Origin of the sequence: Paraburkholderia aspalathi (assembly GCF_905220735.1) — a bacterium.
Classification (GTDB): domain Bacteria; phylum Pseudomonadota; class Gammaproteobacteria; order Burkholderiales; family Burkholderiaceae; genus Paraburkholderia; species Paraburkholderia aspalathi.
In genome coordinates this window covers 72,441-91,317 of sequence record NZ_CAJNBA010000015.1, presented here as the reverse complement: position 1 = coordinate 91,317, position 18,877 = coordinate 72,441, and the positions used below count along the sequence as shown (strand labels likewise).

Genomic DNA, 18,877 nt, shown 5'->3' with positions numbered 1-18,877 from the left:
GAAGCCAAAGCCCTAAGAACACGGCCAAAAAGCGCCGCGCAGGCAAAAAACCTCAAAACCTTTATTTCGCCAACTTGGAATGCCGCCGGGAATAGCCAAAATAAATAACCATCCCAATCAACAACCAAACCACAAACGCCACCCAGGTAACAGCCTGGAGATTCACCATCAAAAACAAACAAGAAGCGACAGCCAACACCGGCACCACCGGCACACCAGGACACCGGAACGCCCGCGGCAACTCAGGATGCGTCTTCCGCAAAACCAGCACCGCAATCGACACCATCGAAAACGCAGCCAACGTGCCGATATTGATCAGCTCAGCCAGCACATTCAACGGCACCAACGCGCCAATCAACCCGAAGAAAATCCCCACCAGCCATGTCGTAAAGAACGGCGTCGCATACTTCGGATGCACCCGGGAAAGCCGCGCCGGCAACAACCCATCCCGCGACATCGCGAAAATCACGCGCGTCTGGCCATACGCCATCACCAGAATCACCGTCAGCATGCCCAGCACGGCGCCAAGGTCGATAAAGCCCGCTACCCACTTCTGACCCGCCACCTGCAACGCGTACGACACCGGATGCGAAATGTTCGCGAACTGCGCCGACGGCACGATACCGGTGACCACCGCCGCCACCGCGACGTACAGCACCGCGCACACGCCCAGCGATGCAATGATCCCGATCGGCAAATCTCGCTTCGGATCCTTCACTTCCTCCGCCGCGGAAGACACCGAATCGAAGCCGATGAACGCGAAGAACATCACCGCCGCCGCGCCGAACACGCCGTTCCAGCCGTTCGGCATGAACGGATGCCAGTTCGCCGGCGTCACGTGGAAAACGCCCACGCCGATCACCAGCAGCACCACGATCACCTTGATCGCCACCATGATGTTGTTGATCCGCGCGGATTCACGCACCCCAAGCGACAACAGCGCCGTGATCGCCATCATTACGAGGAAAGCCGGCAGGTTGAACCATGTCTCGTGCCCAGGCAAAGCGCCCGGCGCCGCCGTCAGCGCAACCGGCAAGCTCACGCCGAAGCCCGACAACAACGATTGCAGATAGCCCGACCAGCCGACCGATACCGCCGACGTTGCCAGCCCATACTCAAGCATCAAGTCCCAGCCGATGATCCACGCAGCCAGTTCGCCGAGCGTCGCGTACGAATACGTGTAGATGGAACCCGCAACCGGAATCGTCGAGGCGAACTCGGCATAGGCGAGCGCGGCGAACCCGCAGGCAATCGCCGCGATCAGGAACGACACCATCAGCGCCGGGCCGGCTTGAACCGCGCCCGTGCCGGTCAGCACGAAAATGCCGGTGCCGATAATGGCGCCGACGCCGAGGAAAGTCAGATCGAGCGCGCCAAGCGCTTTCTTCAAGCCGGCGTTCTGAGCGCTCGCGGCGATCATGTGCTCGACGCTCTTTTTACGAAACAGGGACATTGGCGGTGGGTCTCCAGTAGTGCACGCATCTTGCGCGCCGAATGTCAGGGGAAACCCGCGATTTTAGCGGATGCGCGCCTTTGCACCATTTTGGGACGGTGTTTTTAGCGTTTGAAGGGGAGGCTAAAAATGCCTGATGAAAGCGATTTGGGCGTGCCGTTTGTCTGAGCACATCGCGTGGTGGGAAGGCTTTCGCGCGCTGCATGCCCCATCGGGTGAAATCGCGCTCGTGCGATCGAACACTGGCGCTGGTTGGACGCTATTTAGCTATCTGGGGAAGAAAGCTTCAACCGGCCATCGCCGGATTCAAATCGACGAGACGGTTGCTCATCACATAGAAGGTCAGCTCGGCGTTATTGCGCAGCTTCATCTTTTCGAGCAGCCGGGTGCGGTACACGCTGACCGTCTTCACCGACAGCGATAACGTTATGGCGATATCCGTCAGCCGCTTGCCGGACGCGAGCATGCATAGCGTCTGGTATTCGCGATCCGAGAGCTTTTCGTGCGGCAATTGTTCGCCGTCGAAGGAGACATAGTCTGCCAGCGCTTCGGCCATGGCCGGGCTGACGTATTTGCGGCCTGCCGCGACCTGCTGGATCGCGCCGATCATCTGCGCGGCGTCGACCGTCTTCGACAGGTAGCCGGCGGCGCCGGCTTTCAGCGCGCGCACGGCGTACTGGTCCTCGCGGTACATCGAGAACATCAGTACGGCCACGCGCGGCGCCTTGCGCTTCAAACGCTTGAGCACTTCGACGCCATTCATGTCCGGCAGCGAAATGTCGAGCAGCACCACGTCATAGTTGCGTTGGGCAACGGCTTCGAGCGCTTCGGCGCCGGTCTGCGCCTCAGTGACTTCGCGCGCCACGCCGCGGTCGAGCAGCAACTGGCGGACGCCCTGGCGGACCACCGCATGGTCGTCGGCGAGGAGGATGCGCAGGCTCATGATGGCGTGCTCACGATTGCAACGCGCGACGCTCGGCGCCTGGAGCGCTCGCCAGCATCGCATCCCACGCAAAGCGGGCCTGCACGAGCGTGCCGCGCGACGCGGTGCCGTTGTCGCCGCGGCCTGAACCGATGCGCCGGGCGCTGATCCGCAGCGTGCCGTCGAAGGCGGCGCAGCGCGCCTGCATGCCGCTCAGCCCGAAATGGCCGCGACGGCTGCGGGCGGTGCGCGTCAAGCCGATGCCGTCGTCGGTGATGATCAAGCTCAGGTGGCGGCGGCCGGCTTCGATCCGCACGTCGGCGGATTCGGCGCGCGCGTGCTTGGCAATATTGTTGAGTGCTTCCTGGGCGACCCGGAACACGGCCAGCGCGGCGTCGGTGGGCAGGCGCGTGAGCCGCACATCGGCGGCACAGACGAAGCTCGTACGCAGGTTCGTGCGCGCGGCGAAGTCGCCGGTCCATTGCGCCAGCGCGCCGACAATGCCCGCTTCGAGCGACGGCGCATGCAATTCCGCGACGGCCTGGCGGCTGGCGGCGCACACGGCGTCGAGCGAGCGATTCGCAACGGCGAGCGCTGCCGCGCACTGCGGCGGCGCATCGGCCGGCAGCCAGGTTTCGACGCCGGCAAGGGCGAAACGCGTCGCGGTCAGCTCGGCGCCGACGCCGTCGTGCAGCTCGCGCGCCACATGGCGGCAGGCAGCTTCCTGCGCCTGAACGAGCTCGGCCGACAGTTGGCGCACGCGGGCGCGCAGTTGCGCGAGTTCGCGCTCAGCCGCGGAGGGCGGCGCGGCGTGTGCAAGTGAAGGCGAAATGTGGGCGCTAAACGGGACGACGGTCGACGTATCCATGACTTTCCCTCTCAGGAAGCAGTGCAAACGGCGAAGCGGGTGCGCATCGGCGGCGCGAAGACGAAAGAACGCATGCGAGTCTCTGCCTCCAGTGACGTCCGTTACGCGTTGTGCGAGATGGCCAGATTGCTACGGTGCGGCGTAACGAAATTTACATTCAGTAACAAGTCGACCGTACGATGGCGTCATATTAATCCGACTAATCGTGCGCCGCGATGATATCTCAAAAAAAGAAAAAAATGCAGGTGCACCAAGGGTTAGCGCCTACATTTGACGCAATGCTTGATGTCCTGCGGCGCTGGGTATTGTAGGAAGAATGCTGACATCAAATGTCAGGGCAACGGCGGCAATTGTAACTGCGCAACAAAAAAAGGAGCCCGAAGGCTCCTTTCTGTTGATTGCGCGGCGCGGGCCGCTCAATTTGCGTGTCTGCTTAGCCGACGAACGCCTTTTCGACCACGTAGTGACCCGGCGCATTGTTGCTGCCTTCCTCGAAGCCGAGGTCGTCGAGCAGCTTGCGCGTGTCGCGCAGCATGTGCGGGCTGCCGCACAGCATCACACGGTCGTCTTCGAGCGAGAAGCCCGGCACGCCGAGGTCGGCGAACAGCTTTTCGGTTTCGATCAGTTCGGTGATGCGGCCGCGGTTCTGGAACGCTTCACGCGTCACCGTCGGGTAGTACAGCAGCTTTTCCTGCACCAGCTCGCCCAGATGCTCGTGCGCCGGCAGGTGATCCGTGATGTATTCCTTGTACGCCAGTTCGTCGACGAAACGGCAGGTGTGCGTCAGGACCACGCGCTCGTAGCGGTCGTAAATGTCCGGATCTTTGATGATCGACATGAACGGTGCGAGCCCCGTGCCGGTGGACAGCAGCCACAGCGTCTTGCCCGGCAGCAGGTTGTCGGCCATCAGCGTGCCGACCGGCTTCTTGCCGATCAGGACTTCGTCGCCGACCTTCAAGTGCTGCAAGCGCGACGTGAGCGGGCCGTCCTGCACCTTGATGCTCAGGAATTCGAGGTGCTCTTCGTAGTTCGCACTCGCGAGGCTGTAGGCGCGGATCAGCGGCTTGCCGTCGACTTCGAGGCCCACCATCGTGAACTGGCCGTTTTCGAAACGGAACGACGGATCGCGCGTGCAGGTGAAGCTGAAAAGCGTATCGGTCCAGTGATGGACGCTCAGGACGGTTTGTGAATTCAGGTTGCTCATGGCTTCTTGGATAGTGCGAAAACAAAGGCGGCCAGTCGTTTGAGCCGGCCGGCACGGCAAGGGCGATGCTGCGCTAACCCGAGATCGGGGATCACGCGCAATCCGCTATTTTACCGCGCCCGCTGCCTGAGGGCTGCGGCGCGGCGGTTGAGCGTGGTGAAGCGGGTTACCGGACCAGGAAGCGTCGGCGCCGGCGGTTGTGACGATCGGCGCCGCGAAGTACGTTGGCGTGGATGCAGCCGCGCTTCAGCAAGGGTACGGCGATGGGCGAAAACCGCGCAGGGCGGCTGCCATCGGTTGTCCGGCATGCGCCGGATAGGCGCGCCGCACGGGCAACATTTTCAAGATCATACCGAAACCCGCCGTGCACCGCAGCATTGACCCTGCTGATAAAACTGGCAAATGGGCGGGAGGTCGGGACGAAAGGTGAGGAAATTGGGCCGTAAAGGCGAGACGCGCGGGGCGAGCGCGCGCACTTCTGGTCGCGCTGCCTGGTCTTGCTGGGTTGGTACACAGAGGTTGATTGTCGCTCGGGCGAGGAGCTGGAATCACTTATGAAATAAAGATTCCAGCGTTTCCCGTTTTGATTACGCCGGAGCCGCCACGCGCTTCTTGCCGCGCTGCTTCAGCACTCTCGCTTGCAGCACGATCACCAGCAACAGGAACACCCCGCGAATCACCGATTGCCAGTACGCCGACAGGCTGATGAACCCCAAACCGTTTTCGAAGTTCAGCAGATTGAACACCAAGCCGAGCAACAGCACGCCGGCGATCGTCATCGCAATCGAGCCTTCGCCGCCGGTGAGCAAGGTGCCGCCGAGCACCACCGCCGAGATCGCGAACAGCTCCCAGCCGACGCCTTCGTTCGGCTGACCGGCGCCGAACTGCGCGGCGAGGATCACGCCCGCCATGCCGGCGAGCAGCCCGCTTACGGCATAAGCCATCACCAGCGTGCGGTCGACGTTCAGGCCCATCAGCCGCGCCGCTTCCTCGCTGCCGCCGATGGCCAGCGAATGCCGCCCGAAGCGCGTGCTGCGCAGCGCGAGCCAGCCGGCGATTGCGGCGACCGCCGCGACGATCCCCGGGATCGGCAGGCCGAACAGATCGCCTTGACCGAAGTTGCCGAAGTTCGAGTCGGCGGCGATCGACACCGCATCGTTCTTGCCGAGCAGCAGCGCGACGCCGTGCGCGCCGAGGCTGGTCGCGAGCGTCACGATGAAGGGCAGGATTTTCAGCCGCGTGATGATCAGGCCGTTGAGCACGCCGACGGCCATGCCGGCCGCGCAACCGGCAACGACCGCGACCCAGCCGCCGTACACGCTGGTCAACGCAGCGACGACGCTCGCAAGAGCTGCCACCGTGCCGACCGACAGATCAATGCCACCCGTGATGATCACGAAGGCCATGCCGATCGAGATCAGCGCGAACATCGAGTTGTAGCGCCAGAACGAGGTGATGTTGTAGGCCGAGCCGAAATGGTCGTAGCGCACGAGGCCGAGCACGATGAGCGCGACCAGAGCAAGCAGGATGGGAAGGTTCTTTTTCATCACATCGAGTCCGAAGTGTCCTGGAGGCGTTAGCGCGAGCGCCGTTGCACATAAACCGCCGCGACGATGATGCCGGCCTTCACGACCAGCGCCGCCGCGTCGGGAATGCCGTGCGCGAGCAGCGTATAGCGCAGCAACTGGATGATCAGCGCGCCGATCAGCGTGCCGCCGATATACGCCTTGCCGCCCGTCAACGCCGTGCCGCCGACCGCCACCGCGGCGATCGCATCGAGTTCCACGCCGAGTCCCACTACGTTCGCATCCGAGGACGAATTCACCGAGATCGAGATCAGCCCCGCTAAGCCTGCGAGCGCGGCGCACAACGTGTAAGCGATCAGCTTGACGGTGGCCGTCGGCACGCCGCACAGATAGGCGGCTTTTTCGTTGCCGCCGGTGATCAGCAGATACTGGCCGAACAGCGTTTTGCGCACGATCCACGCGAACAGCACGACCAGCGCGAGCATCAGCAGCACCTGGAACGGCACGCCGGCGACCTTGCCCAAGGCGATCCACTGGAAGGCGGGCGTGTTGAACGCCTGCAGGCTGCCATCGGTGACGACTTGGGCGATGCCGCGCCCGGCGATGAACAGCACCAGTGTCGCGACAATCGGCTGCACGGATAGCCTCGTCACCAGCAAGCCGTTGAAGACGCCGCACGCGGCGGCGGCCAGCACCGGCAGCACAAACGCGAGCGCGATACCGCCTGGTCCTGGAATATTCAGGAACAGCATCGGCGCGAGCGCCCCCGAGATCGCCATCGATGCGCCCACCGACAGATCGATGCCGCCCGTCGCCACCACCAGCGTCATGCCGATGCCGACGATCACGATCGTCACCACCTGTGTCATGTTGACGTTGAAGGTTTGCAGCGACCAGAAGTGCGGGGTGAAGATCAGGTTGAAGAGCACCATGGCGAGCAACACGATCACTTCGCGTTGCATGGCCAGGTGCCGCCATTTCTTCACCGTCGATGCGGCCGTGGCGCGCGATGTGGCGGCGTCCGGCATAGGCGGCGTGGCTTGGGTGTGTAACGACTCGGTGTGCAACTTAAGCGCCATGACGGTCGCCCTCCAACGCGTCTTCGATATGTGCGGTCTGGGCGGCTTCGACCAGTTGCGATTGGCCTTCGCCGCCGTAGGCGATGGCGTCCATGATGGCGGTCTCGCTCATGTCGGCGCCGTTCAGTTCGGCGACGGTGCGGCCGTCGCGGATCACCACCGCGCGGTCGGCCACCGCCGTCAGTTCTTCGAGTTCGGATGCGGACAGCAGCACGGCGAGGCCGGCGTCGCGCAGTTCACGCACGATCTTCGCCACGTCGGCTTTCGCGCCGACGTCGATGCCGCGCGTCGGTTCGTCGAGCAGCAGCAGCGAAGGTTCGGCAGCGAGCCAACGCGCGAGCAGGACCTTCTGTTGATTGCCGCCCGAGAGTTCGCGAATCGGCTGATCGGCCGAGCGCAGCTTGATGCCGAGCGACGCAATGAAACGGTCGACGATCACCTGCTGTTTCTTCACATCCACCACGCCATTCTTCGCCAGCGTGCGCAAGCAGACGAGCGTGAGGTTGTCGCGCACCGAGAGTTCGGGGACGATGCCTTCGGCTTTGCGGTCTTCGGTAAGGTAGGCCAAGCCACGCGCAATCGCGTCCTGCGGCGACTTCAGCGCCACCGTTTCTCCGCCGATCGACAATGAACCGTGTTCGAGCGGATCGGCGCCGAACATCAGGCGCATGGTTTCGGTGCGGCCCGAGCCGAGCAGGCCCGCGAGACCTACTGCTTCGCCCGCGTGCACTTCAAGCGATACGTCGCTCACTTTCGGATGCGCGCTCAGCTGCGTCGCAGCGATCGCCTGCTTGCCGCGCCGCGCGAGGTTCGCTTCACGCGCAGCGGCGTCTTCGTGCACGACGGCGGCGAGCGTGCGGCCGAGCATCGTCGTGACGAGTTGCAGCTTGTCCATCTCCGCCATCGTGCTTTGCGCGACTGTCTGGCCATCGCGCATCACGGTGACGCGGTCGCATAGCGCATAGAGTTCGTCGAGCCGATGCGAGACGAAGATCACCGCGCGGCCGTCGTCGCGAAGTTTGCGCACCACGGTAAAGAGCAATTCCACTTCGCGTTCATCGAGCGACGAGGTCGACTCGTCCATGATGACCATCTTCGCGTCCGACGAGACGGCGCGCGCCAGCGCCACCATCTGCTGAATCGCGGTCGAATAGCGGCCGACGGGTTTCTTCACATCGATCTGCAAGCCGAACGAATCGAGCAGGGCGGCGGCGCGTTGCTGCACCGCGCGCCAGTCGATCAGGCCGAAGCGGCGTGGCTCGCGGCCGAGGAAAATGTTCTCCGCCACGGAGCGGAACGGCACGAGGTTGATCTCCTGATAGATCGTGCTGATGCCGGCTTCACGCGCCTGCTTCGGCGTGCGGAAATCGACCTCGCGCCCTTCGAAGCGCACGCTGCCCGAGCCGCGCCGATAGGCGCCGGTCAGGATCTTGATCATGGTCGATTTGCCGGCGCCGTTCTGACCGATCAGCGCGTGCACTTCGCCGGCTGCCACGCTCAGATTGGCGCTGCGCAACGCGGGGACGCCGCCGAAGCTGATGCCGATGTCCTGCATCTCCAGCAGCGGCGAACGGGTAAGGGGAGAGTGCGGTGTCTGCGTGCCGGATTCCGTCACGGGTGTCCTCCTGATGCGTGTGCTGCTTCACGTGCTGCATGCATTGCATACGCTCGGCAGTGCGAGCCGCTGTGGCCGTTCGTTCGGGCTCCATGCAGGCGGTGTCGTCGAACCATGTTACGCCGCATAAAAGCGAAGCGACGGTCCGTGCTGCCACGAACGCGTCGCTCCGAACCCTTCCCGTCACCCGCCCCCCGAGGAGATTGATTCGGGGCGAGGACGTCCTGCGGGCACAGCCCTCGAAGAAGCTTTCTTCGAGGTACGGAGCGCCTGGACACTCCGCTAAAGCGCTGCCCTCAAGCTATACAACCGCGTGTACGACGGCGGCTGTCGATCAATAGCCGTACTGCATGCTCTGCTGCACGTTGCTCTTGTCGTAGAAGCGGTCCGAGACCTTGACCCACGTCGGGATCTTTTCGCCCTTCGCGTAACGTTGGGCGACGTCGCAGGCGAGCGGGCCGAAGAACGGGCTCGACTGCACGCTCGCGCCGAGTTCGCCGGCGGCGATCGCGTCCATGCCACCCTTGGTGCCGTCGATCGTGACGATCTGGATGTCCTTGCCCGGCTGCTTGCCGGCGGCCTTGATCGCGGCGATCGCGCCGAGCGCCATTTCGTCGTTATGCGCGTAGACGGCGGTCACTTCCGGGTGCGCCTGCAACAGCGTTTCCATCACCTGCCGGCCCTTGTCGCGCGCGAAGTCGCCGCTTTGCGAGGCGATGATCGTCATGCCCGGGTTCTTCGCGATGATTTCGTCGAAGCCCTTCTTGCGGTCATTCGCTGCGGACGCGCCCGTGGTGCCTTCGAGTTCGATGATCTTCGCTTTGCCGCCGGTCGCCTTGACGAGCCAGTCAGCCGCGCGATGGCCCTGATCGATGAAGTCCGAGCCGATGAAGGTGATGTAGTCGCGGCCCGCCTTGGCCACCGACTGATCGACGTCACGGTCCACCAGGATCACAGGAATGCCAGCCTTTTTGGCTTGCAGCACGACCGGTGCAAGCGGCTTTTCTTCGCGCGGCGGGAACACCAGCAGATCGACGTGCTGCGCGATCATGTTCTGGATGTCCGAGACCTGCTTGGAGTTCGAACTATTGGCGTCGGTCATGACCAACTGCCAGCCGCACTTCGCGGCGATGTCCTTGAAGCTCTTGGTTTCCGCGAGACGCCACGGATTGTTGCTTTCGGTCTGCGCGAAGCCGACCTTCAGCGGAGTCTTGGTAGGCAACTTCGGCAGCGCGTCGTCGGCGTACGCCGTCGCCGTGGCGACGCCGAAACCGATGGCCAGAGCCAGCAGCGAACCTGCCAGCGGACGAATCTGCTGCCTGCGCGCGTGCTTGCGCGACTGCGTGTTGAGCGACGCCATTGTCTTCCTCCAGTACCTGGTGAGGTGTATTTGCTTTTTAGTGTTTCTCCTGTCGGCCGAGCTGATTCACCCTGACCGGACGTGCCGATTATTCCACCGGGAATTATTATCGGTCAATCACTAATAATATTAATTATTGGCTTTTCTGCCTCGGTAATTACCCTGACCGAGCCGCGTTCGACGAGCGGTCCGTCGAGTTTGACGAGGCGATGCCGCACCGGTGCGCCCGCTGCGCGGTTGTGTTCTTCCTGCAGCAGGGTTTCGACGGCCCAGCGTCCCAGTTCGTAGTTCGGCAGCACCACGGTCGACAACGGCGGATGCGTGTGGCGGGCAATTTCCTGGTCGTCGTAGCCGAGCACGGAAACGTCTTCGGGTACGCGCAGGCCAAGTTGCTTCAGGGCCTCGATGGCGCCCAGTGCGGTCAGATCGTTGGCGCAGAAAATGGCGGTTGGCGGATGCGCCTCGCGCATCAGGGAGAGCGTCATTTCAAAGCCGACTCCCGAGCTCCAGTCGCCGTCGCGCACCAGTTCCGGCGCGTATGGGAGGTCGGCGGTGGCGAGTGCCGTGCGATAACCCTTGAGGCGGTCTTTCGAGGCGTCCTGCCACGGTTCGCCGTTGATATAGCCGATCCGCCGATGCCCCGACTGCAGCAGATAGTCAGTCGCCAGATGGCCGCCTGCGACCTCGGCCGGCACCACCGACGACAACCCGCCTTCGCTCGTGTAGCAGTTCAGCAGCACGGTGGGCACCTGCGAGAGCGCCGCCGGCAAGGTGACCTTGCGGGTGTAGACGGTCGCGTAGATCACGCCGAATACGTGCGGGTTCGACAGCGTCGCGTCGAGCACCTGCTTTTCGATGTCGGCGTTGCCGTGCGTCGAGTAGACGGCGAGCATCTTGCCGCTTGCATAGGCCGCATCGCGCGCGCCGTCGACGTTGACGACCGGATGCGGACTGGTGGAAATCTCGTCGGCCAGATAGACGATCAGGTTGCGTTCATCAGCCGAAACCGATACCGGTTCGCGCAGCGACAGCCGGTAACCGAGGTCGTGCGCGGCCTTTAACACCTTGTTGCGGGTGGTCTCGGAGAATTTCGCGCCGGTCGCGTTGTTCAGCACGAGCGAGACAGTGGATTGCGACACGCCGGTGAGCTTGGCGATGTCGGTCATGGTCGGGCGGCGTTGAGTCGATTTTTTCATTGTGCGGGCCGCGCTGCAGCGGCGCTAAAGCAGGAGCATGCCGGTGGCATTCGTGATGCTGACGGTACCACTAATAATATGCGTGCGGCAACGCGCGCTAACCCGCCATGTGGGAGATTTGGTAAGGCAAGAATCGGTTGGTTTTGGCTAATTTATTACTAATAATATTGACCGATGCGCTTTGGCGTGCGATTCTCGGTCGCGCGGACCCTGAGGGTTCCGCCGGCCGCGCGCTGTGCGCGGCACGTCATAGGAGAGATCGATGGGCGTTCATGCCGCCATCCGCCTGAGGCCCCGCCTTTTCTGACCATGCGCGACGTTTCCTTGAATCCGATCCGGCCGCTCGTCTCTGAAATCAACGGACTTACGTGGCTCGACGACCCCGCGATCGCGAAGTCGCTTGTCACGCTGACGGCCGGCGCCATGCACGTGGTGGTCGCGCCTGAAGTCGGCGGTGCACTCGCGGCTTACTACGAGTCGACGCCAGAAGGCCCGCTGCACTGGCTGCGGCCAGCCACGCAAGCAGCGTTCGATCAACGCGATCCGCTGCGCATGGCGAGCTTTCCGCTCTTTCCCTATTGCAACCGGATTCGCGACGCGCGTTTCGAGTTCGACGGCGGCACAGTTGATCTGAACGGCAACGACCTGCGTTTTACGCACGCGCTGCATGGCAACGCGTGGCGGCATCCATGGCAGGTGGGGGCGCGCACGGAGAGCTCCGTGGAATTGCACTTCGCACACGAACCGGACTCGCGGCTGCCCGGCGACTGGCCGTTCCGTTATCGCGCGCGGCAGCGCATCGAATTGATCGGCGGCGCGTTGTGCATCACGCTGTCCGCGCAGAATCTCGGTGACCGGCCGATGCCCTTCGGCATGGGCCATCACCCGTACTATCCGCGCACCGCGCAGACCCGCGTCTACGCCGAAGTGCAAGCCATGTGGCATGCCGACGCCGACGTGCTGCCCACGCATCTCGGCCCGCACCCTGCAGTCGAGGCGTTGCGCCACGGCATGTTGCCGGACGCGTTCGCACTCGACAACAACTTCGCCAACTGGTCGCGCGAGGCGACGATTGCGTGGCCCGACGAACACCGTCAACTGACGATGACCGCCGATGCGCCCTTCGATCATATGGTGGTATTCGCGCCCGCCAACGATGCGCAACTGTGCGTTGAACCGGTGACCAACACGACCGATTGCTTCAACGCGGTGGGCATGCGGGAGCAGGTGGGCGGCTGCGTGTTGCAGCCGGGTGAGGAGATTGCGGCGGCGCTGAACTGGACGCCCCGAAGAGGTTAGTGCCCGTACTTCACTCGACTCGCAACCGCGCCATATACGGCAAATGATCCGACAGCCACGCGGTTTCCTGCGTCGGCTGGATCCATTCAACCGGCTCCATGCCGCGCACGAACATCTTGTCGAGCGCGAGCGCCGGCGAGAAGGCCGGAAATGTGCGGCCCGCTTCGCCGAGCAGCGTCGCCACTTCCTGCAGGCCGTGTTCGGCAAAGAGCGGCACCGAGTCGTTGCGCCAGTCGTTGAAGTCGCCGGCCAGCACTAGCGGACCTTCCGGCGCTTCCTTCGCGATCCAGTGCGCGATCCAGTTCATTTGCCGCAAGCGCGCCGAGCGCGTGAGCGCGAGATGCGCGCACAGCAGCGTGACCGAGTGGCCGCCGAAGGTCGCCCGCGCCACCAGCAGTCCGCGCTTTTCGAAGCGATGCGCGGAGATATCCCAGCGCCCGCCGAGATCGAGCGGATGCGGCGACAGAATCGCATTGCCATGCCGCCACGACGGCTTGAAGACATTCGGACCAAGCGCGATTTCGAGTTCGGCCGCGCGTGCGATCTCGGTGGCCTGACAGTGCCAGACGTCGCTCAATGGATCGGCGAGCGGCGAGCCGAAACTACTGGCCAATATCGGCGAGGGCATGCGCCGCGCCATCGCTTCCTGCAAAAAATACGCGTCCGCATGGGTCGACTGAACCCAGCGCTGCATCGCCTGCCAGGCCTGAAAGCCGAGCGGTGTGCGGCCCTTGTGCAGATTCCAGCTGACCGCAATGAAATCCTTGGGCGCTGCGCTCTCGCGGATCAATTCTTCTGGGTTTCGCATGCCGCGTTGTCCACGTGTTCTGTTGGGGGCTTCGGTTGTTCGTTTCAGTTCGTGCCGTTCGCATTGCGCGCATTACACTAGTTCGCGCTGTTCGCAAGGCTCGCACGCACGCGATAGACCAGGTTCGGATTCTTGTCGACGATCGTCCAGCTGACCCACTGACCAGGCGGCACCTTCAGGCCCGGATGGCTCGCGCTTACCTGACGCGGTTGCGGCGGCAACTTGCAACCGGTGTCGGTTTGTCGCGCGGCGTCTTCTTCGAAGGTTTCCTGGGCTTCGATCGACAGTGTGACGGCGCTCGCATCCGCCTGCAGCGGCGAGATCGTCAGCGTGCGCGCCAGGTCGATGCTGCCGCCGGGCTGATCTTTACAGCCGACGTTATGCTGGACCATCTTGTGATGCGTGTCCGTGCGCGCCTGGCCGACGGTGGTGGTGCCGTCGAACGAATCGATCTGCTGGCCGTCGCGCATGACCTGCAACTGCCATTGCACGGCCTGTTGCGTCGCCCCTTGTTGCGCGTTCGCAAGCAGCGAAGTGCCGAACAGCACAGCGACGATACTGGTTTTCCACATAGAAGGTTTCTCCGGTCACTGCATCCGGCAGAGTAGACAGAAGGCCATCTTACGCCTGATGGGCTGAACGCCTTTCTGACACGTCAAACAGGGCCGGGTTCAGCAAAACACCATTTCCGATGAGAAGGTGAATCCTCAAAGGGACTTCCTCCGGGGCCTCGCAGGAAACAAGCCCTTGTTAGCAGCAGACCCGCATGACTGCTGGCTTGCACGCGAATATGTCCTCGTTACACTGGATCTGAAACGGTGCCCATCAGGCGCCGCAGCAGCAAGACCAGCCAGACGGGGTGAGCGATGACAACAGCAATGGTCAAACAGGAAATCGCCGTGGCATCGTTCAGCAGGGTGTACGACCTCGATCAGGTCGAGACCGCGCTGAACGAGCTCAGCGAAGGGGCGAACGAGGCGCTGCGCGCCACGTACGAAAAGATGCTCAAAACCGGCAATCTGCGCTTCTGCGTCAAGCCGAACCGGATGCCGTCGATCGACGATCTGATCGACGCGTTGCCCAACTTCTCGGAACCGCTCGACGACATCCGCAAGCAGGTCGCCTTGTGTCTCGAGACTGAAGACCGGCTCGAACTGATGCCGATCCTGTTGCTCGGCGACCCGGGCATCGGCAAGACGCACTTTGCCAAGCAACTGGCGCGCATGCTCGGCACCGCGTACCAATACGTGGCGATGAGTTCGCTGACGGCGGGGTGGATTCTGTCGGGCGCATCGTCGCAATGGAAGAACGCGAAACCGGGCAAGGTGTTCGATGCGCTCGTGAACGGCAGCTACGCAAATCCCGTGATTGCCGTCGACGAAATCGACAAGGCCACTGGCGATTCGCAATACGATCCGCTCGGCGCGCTTTACGCGCTACTCGAACACGACACGGCGCAGACGTTCATCGACGAGTTCGCGGAGATTCCGATCAATGCCGGCCACGTGATCTGGATCGCGACCGCGAACGACGAGCGCTCGATCCCGGAGCCGATTTTGAACCGGATGAACGTGTATGAGATTCCGCCGCCGGATCGCGACGGCGCGCGCCGTATCGCTCAATCGATCTACGACGAGATTCGCTCGGCGCATAACTGGGGCCTGCGTTTTCCCGAAACGCTCGGCGATGCCGCGCTCGATGCGCTGAAGCTGGCCTCGCCGCGTGAAATGCGGCGCGCGATCCTGAATGGCTTCGGCGCGGCGCGCATCGACGGGCGAGATCGGATCGGAGCCGGCGACATCCGCCTGGATTACGGAAATCGGAGGAAACCGATCGGTTTTTGAGCGTTTTTGCTCTGTTTTTGGCAGAAAACCGTCTTCGGACGGCTTTCTGCGAACACGAAACAGGCGATTCGACACTTAAAACAGGATGAATGTCGCAGCAATTGTTGCGAGTTTCGCGATTTCGAAGGGTTTTCATCGGTCGGTCTTCCGCCTTGACAGGCGCCCGGCGGCAAGGTGGCCAGCATGGCCGGCAGCGCTCTGAGGACGCAGGGCGATGCCATCGCGCGCATGAAGAATTGAGCGCGACAATCGTCGACGGCGTACACTGATCTTGTCCGGCCCATACGTTTAAGCCCTGCTCAAGACCGAATGCCCGCAGTCGTCCGACTGCGGGCATTTCTGTCTGTGCGGCGTCGTACAATTTTGTATAGCGGTTGCGTAAGGCCAGGTGCGTTCGACAGCGAGCGGTGTGCGGTCCTCGATAGCCGTACCCTGTCTTCATGAATATCGGGTGAACGAGGCAGCGCGCGGCGAGGTTAGCCGCGTCAAGGGACATGGATCAGATCGAATGTGTAGTGATCGGCGCTGGCGTCGTCGGTCTTGCCGTGGCGCGCGCATTGGCGGCGCGCGGGCGCGAGGTGATCGTGCTGGAAGCGGCCGAAGCGATTGGCGTGGGCACCAGCTCGCGCAATAGCGAAGTGATTCACGCGGGGATCTACTATCCACGCGGTTCGTTGAAAGCGGCGCTTTGTGTGCGCGGCCGCGAGATGCTCTACGACTACTGCGTCGAGCACAACGTGCCGCATTCGCGTTGCGGCAAACTGCTGGTCGCCACCTCGCGCAATCAGATTCCTCAGCTCGAAAGCATCATGGCGAAGGGCCGTGAAAACGGCGTGCTCGACCTGATGCGAATCAACGGCGACCAGGCGCAAGCGCTCGAACCTGCGCTCGAATGTGTGGAAGCGGTGTTCTCGCCGCAGACGGGCATCGTCGATAGTCACCAGTTGATGCTGGCGATTCAGGGCGACGCCGAGCGCGACGGCGCGGTGTGTGCGTTCCATGCACCGGTCAAGGCGATCGAAGCGAGTAACGGCCGCTTCATCATCAAGGTGGGCGGCGCCGCGCCGACCACGATCAGCGCCGCCTGCGTGATCAACAGCGCCGGCTTGTACGCAAATGCGCTGGCGCGCACGATTCGCGGACTCGACGCGCGGCATGTGCCGCCGCTCTATCTTGCGCGCGGCAACTACTTCAGCATCTCGGGGCGCGCGCCGTTCAGCCGTCTGATCTATCCGATGCCGAACGAAGCCGGCCTCGGCGTGCATCTGACCATTGATCTCGGTGGCCAGGCGCGTTTCGGTCCGGACGTCGAATGGGTCGATGCGATTAATTACGACGTCGATCCGCATCGTGCGGATTCCTTTTACGCGGCGATTCGCGCGTACTGGCCCGCGCTTCCCGACGATGCGTTGCAGCCCGCTTATGCGGGGATTCGTCCGAAGCTTTCCGGGCCAGGCGAGCCCGCCGCCGATTTCGTGATTCAAGGTCCGGCCGCGCATGGCGTGCGCGGGCTCGTCAATCTGTTCGGGATTGAGTCGCCTGGATTGACGGCGTCGCTCGCGATCGCTCAGCGTGTCTGTGAACTGAGCGGGCGCGCTTAATTGTCGCACCCCTCACGTTCTCATCCCGACACCCTGCTGCCCACTTCATGCGATCAACCGGCATTCCGAGTGCGTAACGTGCGCGCGGAGTAGTACCAATTCGGTTATCTCTATCATTTGGGCTGTCACGCGCGACGGCTTCATTGCTATCCTTGGGGACCGCTGTCATCAGAACGGCGATCAGTTCAATATAAATGGAGTGAGTCCCCCATGAAATCTTCCCGTCGTACGTTTTTGATCACCAGCATTGGTGTGGCATCCACGTTCGCCCTGTCGCGCCAGGCTTTCGCCGACGCACCGCAGGTCGCCGAGACCGACCCGACCGCACAAGCGCTCGGCTACAAGGCTGACGCGAGCAAAGTCGACAAGGCCAAGTTCGCGAAATACGCAGCGGGCCAGGACTGCGGCAACTGCAGCTTCTACCAAGGCAAGCCGACCGACGCCTACGCCGGCTGCCCGATGTTCGCGGGCAAGCAAGTCGCGAGCAAGGGTTGGTGCAGCGCATATAACAAGAAGGCCTGATTCCGTTTCAACCGCACACGCATTCAGTGTCACGGTAAGTGCGCCGCAACATTGCGGCGCCGGACTGCGGTCCGATCATCGAGGCGTCTGCCGCCCTGCGCGACAGACGCCTTTTTGTTGCTTGAAAACAGCTTGCGCGCTCTTTACACTCCAAGGCGATTGCTGCGGCGGGCATTATTTTTTCCTGCTCGCGCCAGGGTGCACTCGCGCACGCTGAAGCACATCTACGCTGAGACGCCGTACCACGCGACATTTTTCGCAGGCTGGAGATTCGAATGGCACCAGCGTCACGGAGCCTCAACACGCGCGCCGTCGTGGCGGCTGTGATCGGCAACGCACTCGAATGGTACGACTTCACCGTGTTCGGTTTCCTCACGGTGGTGATCGCCCAATTGTTCTTTCCGGCAGGAAACGACTATTCGTCGATGCTGCTGACTACCGCAACCTTCGGCGTCGCATTCGTCATGCGGCCGATCGGTGGCATCGTGCTCGGACTTTACGCGGATCGCGCGGGACGTAAGGCGGCGCTATCGCTCGTCATTGCGCTAATGACGCTCGGCATTCTGCTGCTGGCGATTGCCCCGCCGTATTCGGCGATCGGCATCGGTGCGCCTTTGATGATCGTGCTCGGGCGTTTGCTGCAGGGCTTTTCCGCCGGTGGTGAATTCGGCAGTTCTACGGCCTTGCTGATCGAGGCGGCGCCGTTCTCGAAGCGCGGCTTCTACGGCAGCTGGCAGATGGCGAGCCAGGCGGCGGCGCTTCTGCTCGGTGCCGTGGTTGGCGCGTTGATCACGCACGGCCTTTCGCCCGAGGCGCTGAAGTCATGGGGTTGGCGCGTGCCGTTCATTCTGGGCTTGATCATCGGGCCGATCGGCTTTTATATCCGCCGGCATCTCTCCGATTCGGAAGCTTTTCTGCTTGCGCAAAAGACGGCCCGGCGCGCAACGCTCGGCGAAGTGTTCAGGAGCCATAGCCGCGACGTGCTGTGCGGACTCGGCGCGGTGATCGCGCTCACCGTGACGATCTACGTGTTGATCAGCTATCTGCCGACCTTCGCGGTCAAGCAACTAAAGCTGCCTTATGCGCAATCCTTTTACGCGGTGATCGTCGGCAATCTGCTGCTCACCGTGCTCTCACCGTTGACGGGTGCATGGTCGGACAGGATCGGACGCAAGGGGCTTTCTCTGTGGTCGCTGGTGCTGACGCTCGTGATCATCTATCCGCTGTTTGCGTGGCTCGCGGCGGAGCCGAGCGTGTCCAAACTGATTCTCGTGCAGGCGCTACTGTCGATTGCGCTCTCCGGATACTACGGGCCGTTCGGCGCGTTGATCGCCGAACTGTTTCCGGCGAACGTGCGCTCGATCGGCTTATCGCTCGCGTACAACGTCGCGGTGATGCTGTTCGGCGGCTTCGGGCCGTTCGTCGTGACGTGGCTCATCAACACTACGGGTTCGCCGCTCGCGCCGACTTACTACGTGATGGGCGGACTGGCGTTGTCGATCGTGGCAGTGGCGTGCATTCCCGGCAAGCGTCACGCGGATCTCGACGCGCGGCGCAAACCGGCTTGAGGGTTCAGTCCT

16 protein-coding genes are annotated in these 18,877 nt (G+C 62.8%); 5 read left to right on the top strand and 11 right to left on the bottom strand.

What is annotated here, in order from left to right; translation table 11 throughout:
- Window positions 1–61: 61 nt before the first annotated feature.
- The 9 genes from bcaP to KHO30_RS37720 form a co-directional block, all read right to left on the bottom strand.
- Window positions 62–1,453, bottom strand: a complete 1,392-nt coding sequence (gene bcaP, locus KHO30_RS37760; RefSeq protein WP_093644885.1) for a branched-chain amino acid transporter BcaP — start codon at window positions 1,451–1,453, stop codon at window positions 62–64.
- 286 nt (window positions 1,454–1,739) lie between these two features.
- Window positions 1,740–2,396: a response regulator transcription factor RqpR gene (gene rqpR, locus KHO30_RS37755; protein WP_211703958.1), complete on the bottom strand. Its 657-nt coding sequence runs from the start codon at window positions 2,394–2,396 to the stop codon at window positions 1,740–1,742.
- 10 nt (window positions 2,397–2,406) lie between these two features.
- Complete coding sequence (locus KHO30_RS37750) at window positions 2,407–3,243, bottom strand: sensor histidine kinase (protein ID WP_211703957.1); 837 nt, start codon at window positions 3,241–3,243, stop codon at window positions 2,407–2,409.
- Window positions 3,244–3,676: 433 nt separating this feature from the next.
- On the bottom strand, window positions 3,677–4,447 hold the full coding sequence (locus KHO30_RS37745; RefSeq protein ID WP_149668681.1) for a ferredoxin--NADP reductase: 771 nt from the start codon (window positions 4,445–4,447) through the stop codon (window positions 3,677–3,679).
- Window positions 4,448–5,034: 587 nt separating this feature from the next.
- Complete coding sequence (locus tag KHO30_RS37740) at window positions 5,035–5,994, bottom strand: ABC transporter permease (protein WP_200621027.1); 960 nt, start codon at window positions 5,992–5,994, stop codon at window positions 5,035–5,037.
- A 29-nt stretch (window positions 5,995–6,023) separates the two neighbouring features.
- Entirely contained in the window at window positions 6,024–7,001 is a 978-nt protein-coding gene (locus KHO30_RS37735) for an ABC transporter permease (RefSeq protein WP_093644891.1), read from the bottom strand.
- 40 nt (window positions 7,002–7,041) lie between these two features.
- Window positions 7,042–8,607 carry a sugar ABC transporter ATP-binding protein gene (locus KHO30_RS37730; protein ID WP_244179538.1) on the bottom strand — a complete coding sequence of 522 codons (1,566 nt, stop codon included), beginning with the start codon at window positions 8,605–8,607 and terminating at the stop codon, window positions 7,042–7,044.
- 394 nt (window positions 8,608–9,001) lie between these two features.
- A complete protein-coding gene (locus KHO30_RS37725; protein WP_200651920.1) occupies window positions 9,002–10,027 on the bottom strand; it encodes an ABC transporter substrate-binding protein in 1,026 nt (341 codons plus the stop codon).
- 113 nt (window positions 10,028–10,140) lie between these two features.
- On the bottom strand, window positions 10,141–11,193 hold the full coding sequence (locus KHO30_RS37720) for a LacI family DNA-binding transcriptional regulator (RefSeq protein ID WP_175052178.1): 1,053 nt from the start codon (window positions 11,191–11,193) through the stop codon (window positions 10,141–10,143).
- A gap of 339 nt (window positions 11,194–11,532) precedes the next feature.
- Between KHO30_RS37720 and KHO30_RS37715 the strand changes: the two genes are divergently transcribed.
- Window positions 11,533–12,522, top strand: a complete 990-nt coding sequence (locus KHO30_RS37715; RefSeq protein WP_211703956.1) for an aldose 1-epimerase — start codon at window positions 11,533–11,535, stop codon at window positions 12,520–12,522.
- Window positions 12,523–12,532: 10 nt separating this feature from the next.
- On the opposite strand, the gene KHO30_RS37710 is transcribed toward KHO30_RS37715, so the two are convergent.
- Both KHO30_RS37710 and KHO30_RS37705 read right to left on the bottom strand, forming a co-directional pair.
- On the bottom strand, window positions 12,533–13,330 hold the full coding sequence (locus KHO30_RS37710) for an endonuclease/exonuclease/phosphatase family protein (RefSeq protein ID WP_093644867.1): 798 nt from the start codon (window positions 13,328–13,330) through the stop codon (window positions 12,533–12,535).
- Between the two features lie 77 nt (window positions 13,331–13,407).
- Window positions 13,408–13,902, bottom strand: a complete 495-nt coding sequence (locus KHO30_RS37705) for a hypothetical protein (protein ID WP_093644865.1) — start codon at window positions 13,900–13,902, stop codon at window positions 13,408–13,410.
- 294 nt (window positions 13,903–14,196) lie between these two features.
- On the opposite strand from KHO30_RS37705, the gene KHO30_RS37700 reads away from it, so the two are divergent.
- The 4 genes from KHO30_RS37700 (at window position 14,197) to KHO30_RS37685 (ending at window position 18,865) form a co-directional block, all read left to right on the top strand.
- Window positions 14,197–15,174, top strand: a complete 978-nt coding sequence (locus tag KHO30_RS37700) for an AAA family ATPase (protein ID WP_093644863.1) — start codon at window positions 14,197–14,199, stop codon at window positions 15,172–15,174.
- 494 nt (window positions 15,175–15,668) lie between these two features.
- Window positions 15,669–16,775, top strand: a complete 1,107-nt coding sequence (locus tag KHO30_RS37695; protein WP_093644861.1) for an NAD(P)/FAD-dependent oxidoreductase — start codon at window positions 15,669–15,671, stop codon at window positions 16,773–16,775.
- Window positions 16,776–16,985: 210 nt separating this feature from the next.
- Window positions 16,986–17,297: a high-potential iron-sulfur protein gene (locus tag KHO30_RS37690; protein ID WP_054037945.1), complete on the top strand. Its 312-nt coding sequence runs from the start codon at window positions 16,986–16,988 to the stop codon at window positions 17,295–17,297.
- Window positions 17,298–17,572: 275 nt separating this feature from the next.
- On the top strand, window positions 17,573–18,865 hold the full coding sequence (locus KHO30_RS37685; protein WP_200651915.1) for an MFS transporter: 1,293 nt from the start codon (window positions 17,573–17,575) through the stop codon (window positions 18,863–18,865).
- The last annotated feature ends 12 nt before the right edge of the window (window positions 18,866–18,877 follow it).

Coding starts and splice junctions, on each gene's coding strand:
- KHO30_RS37700 (WP_093644863.1), top strand. CDS start 14,197: ATGACAACAGCAATGGTCAAACAGGAAATCGCCGTGGCATCGTTCAGC.
- KHO30_RS37710 (WP_093644867.1), bottom strand. CDS start 13,330: ATGCGAAACCCAGAAGAATTGATCCGCGAGAGCGCAGCGCCCAAGGAT.
- KHO30_RS37685 (WP_200651915.1), top strand. CDS start 17,573: ATGGCACCAGCGTCACGGAGCCTCAACACGCGCGCCGTCGTGGCGGCT.
- KHO30_RS37745 (WP_149668681.1), bottom strand. CDS start 4,447: ATGAGCAACCTGAATTCACAAACCGTCCTGAGCGTCCATCACTGGACC.
- rqpR (WP_211703958.1), bottom strand. CDS start 2,396: ATGAGCCTGCGCATCCTCCTCGCCGACGACCATGCGGTGGTCCGCCAG.
- KHO30_RS37715 (WP_211703956.1), top strand. CDS start 11,533: ATGCGCGACGTTTCCTTGAATCCGATCCGGCCGCTCGTCTCTGAAATC.
- KHO30_RS37695 (WP_093644861.1), top strand. CDS start 15,669: ATGGATCAGATCGAATGTGTAGTGATCGGCGCTGGCGTCGTCGGTCTT.
- KHO30_RS37690 (WP_054037945.1), top strand. CDS start 16,986: ATGAAATCTTCCCGTCGTACGTTTTTGATCACCAGCATTGGTGTGGCA.
- KHO30_RS37750 (WP_211703957.1), bottom strand. CDS start 3,243: ATGGATACGTCGACCGTCGTCCCGTTTAGCGCCCACATTTCGCCTTCA.
- KHO30_RS37705 (WP_093644865.1), bottom strand. CDS start 13,902: ATGTGGAAAACCAGTATCGTCGCTGTGCTGTTCGGCACTTCGCTGCTT.
- KHO30_RS37735 (WP_093644891.1), bottom strand. CDS start 7,001: ATGCCGGACGCCGCCACATCGCGCGCCACGGCCGCATCGACGGTGAAG.
- bcaP (WP_093644885.1), bottom strand. CDS start 1,453: ATGTCCCTGTTTCGTAAAAAGAGCGTCGAGCACATGATCGCCGCGAGC.
- KHO30_RS37740 (WP_200621027.1), bottom strand. CDS start 5,994: ATGAAAAAGAACCTTCCCATCCTGCTTGCTCTGGTCGCGCTCATCGTG.
- KHO30_RS37730 (WP_244179538.1), bottom strand. CDS start 8,607: ATGCAGGACATCGGCATCAGCTTCGGCGGCGTCCCCGCGTTGCGCAGC.
- KHO30_RS37725 (WP_200651920.1), bottom strand. CDS start 10,027: ATGGCGTCGCTCAACACGCAGTCGCGCAAGCACGCGCGCAGGCAGCAG.
- KHO30_RS37720 (WP_175052178.1), bottom strand. CDS start 11,193: ATGACCGACATCGCCAAGCTCACCGGCGTGTCGCAATCCACTGTCTCG.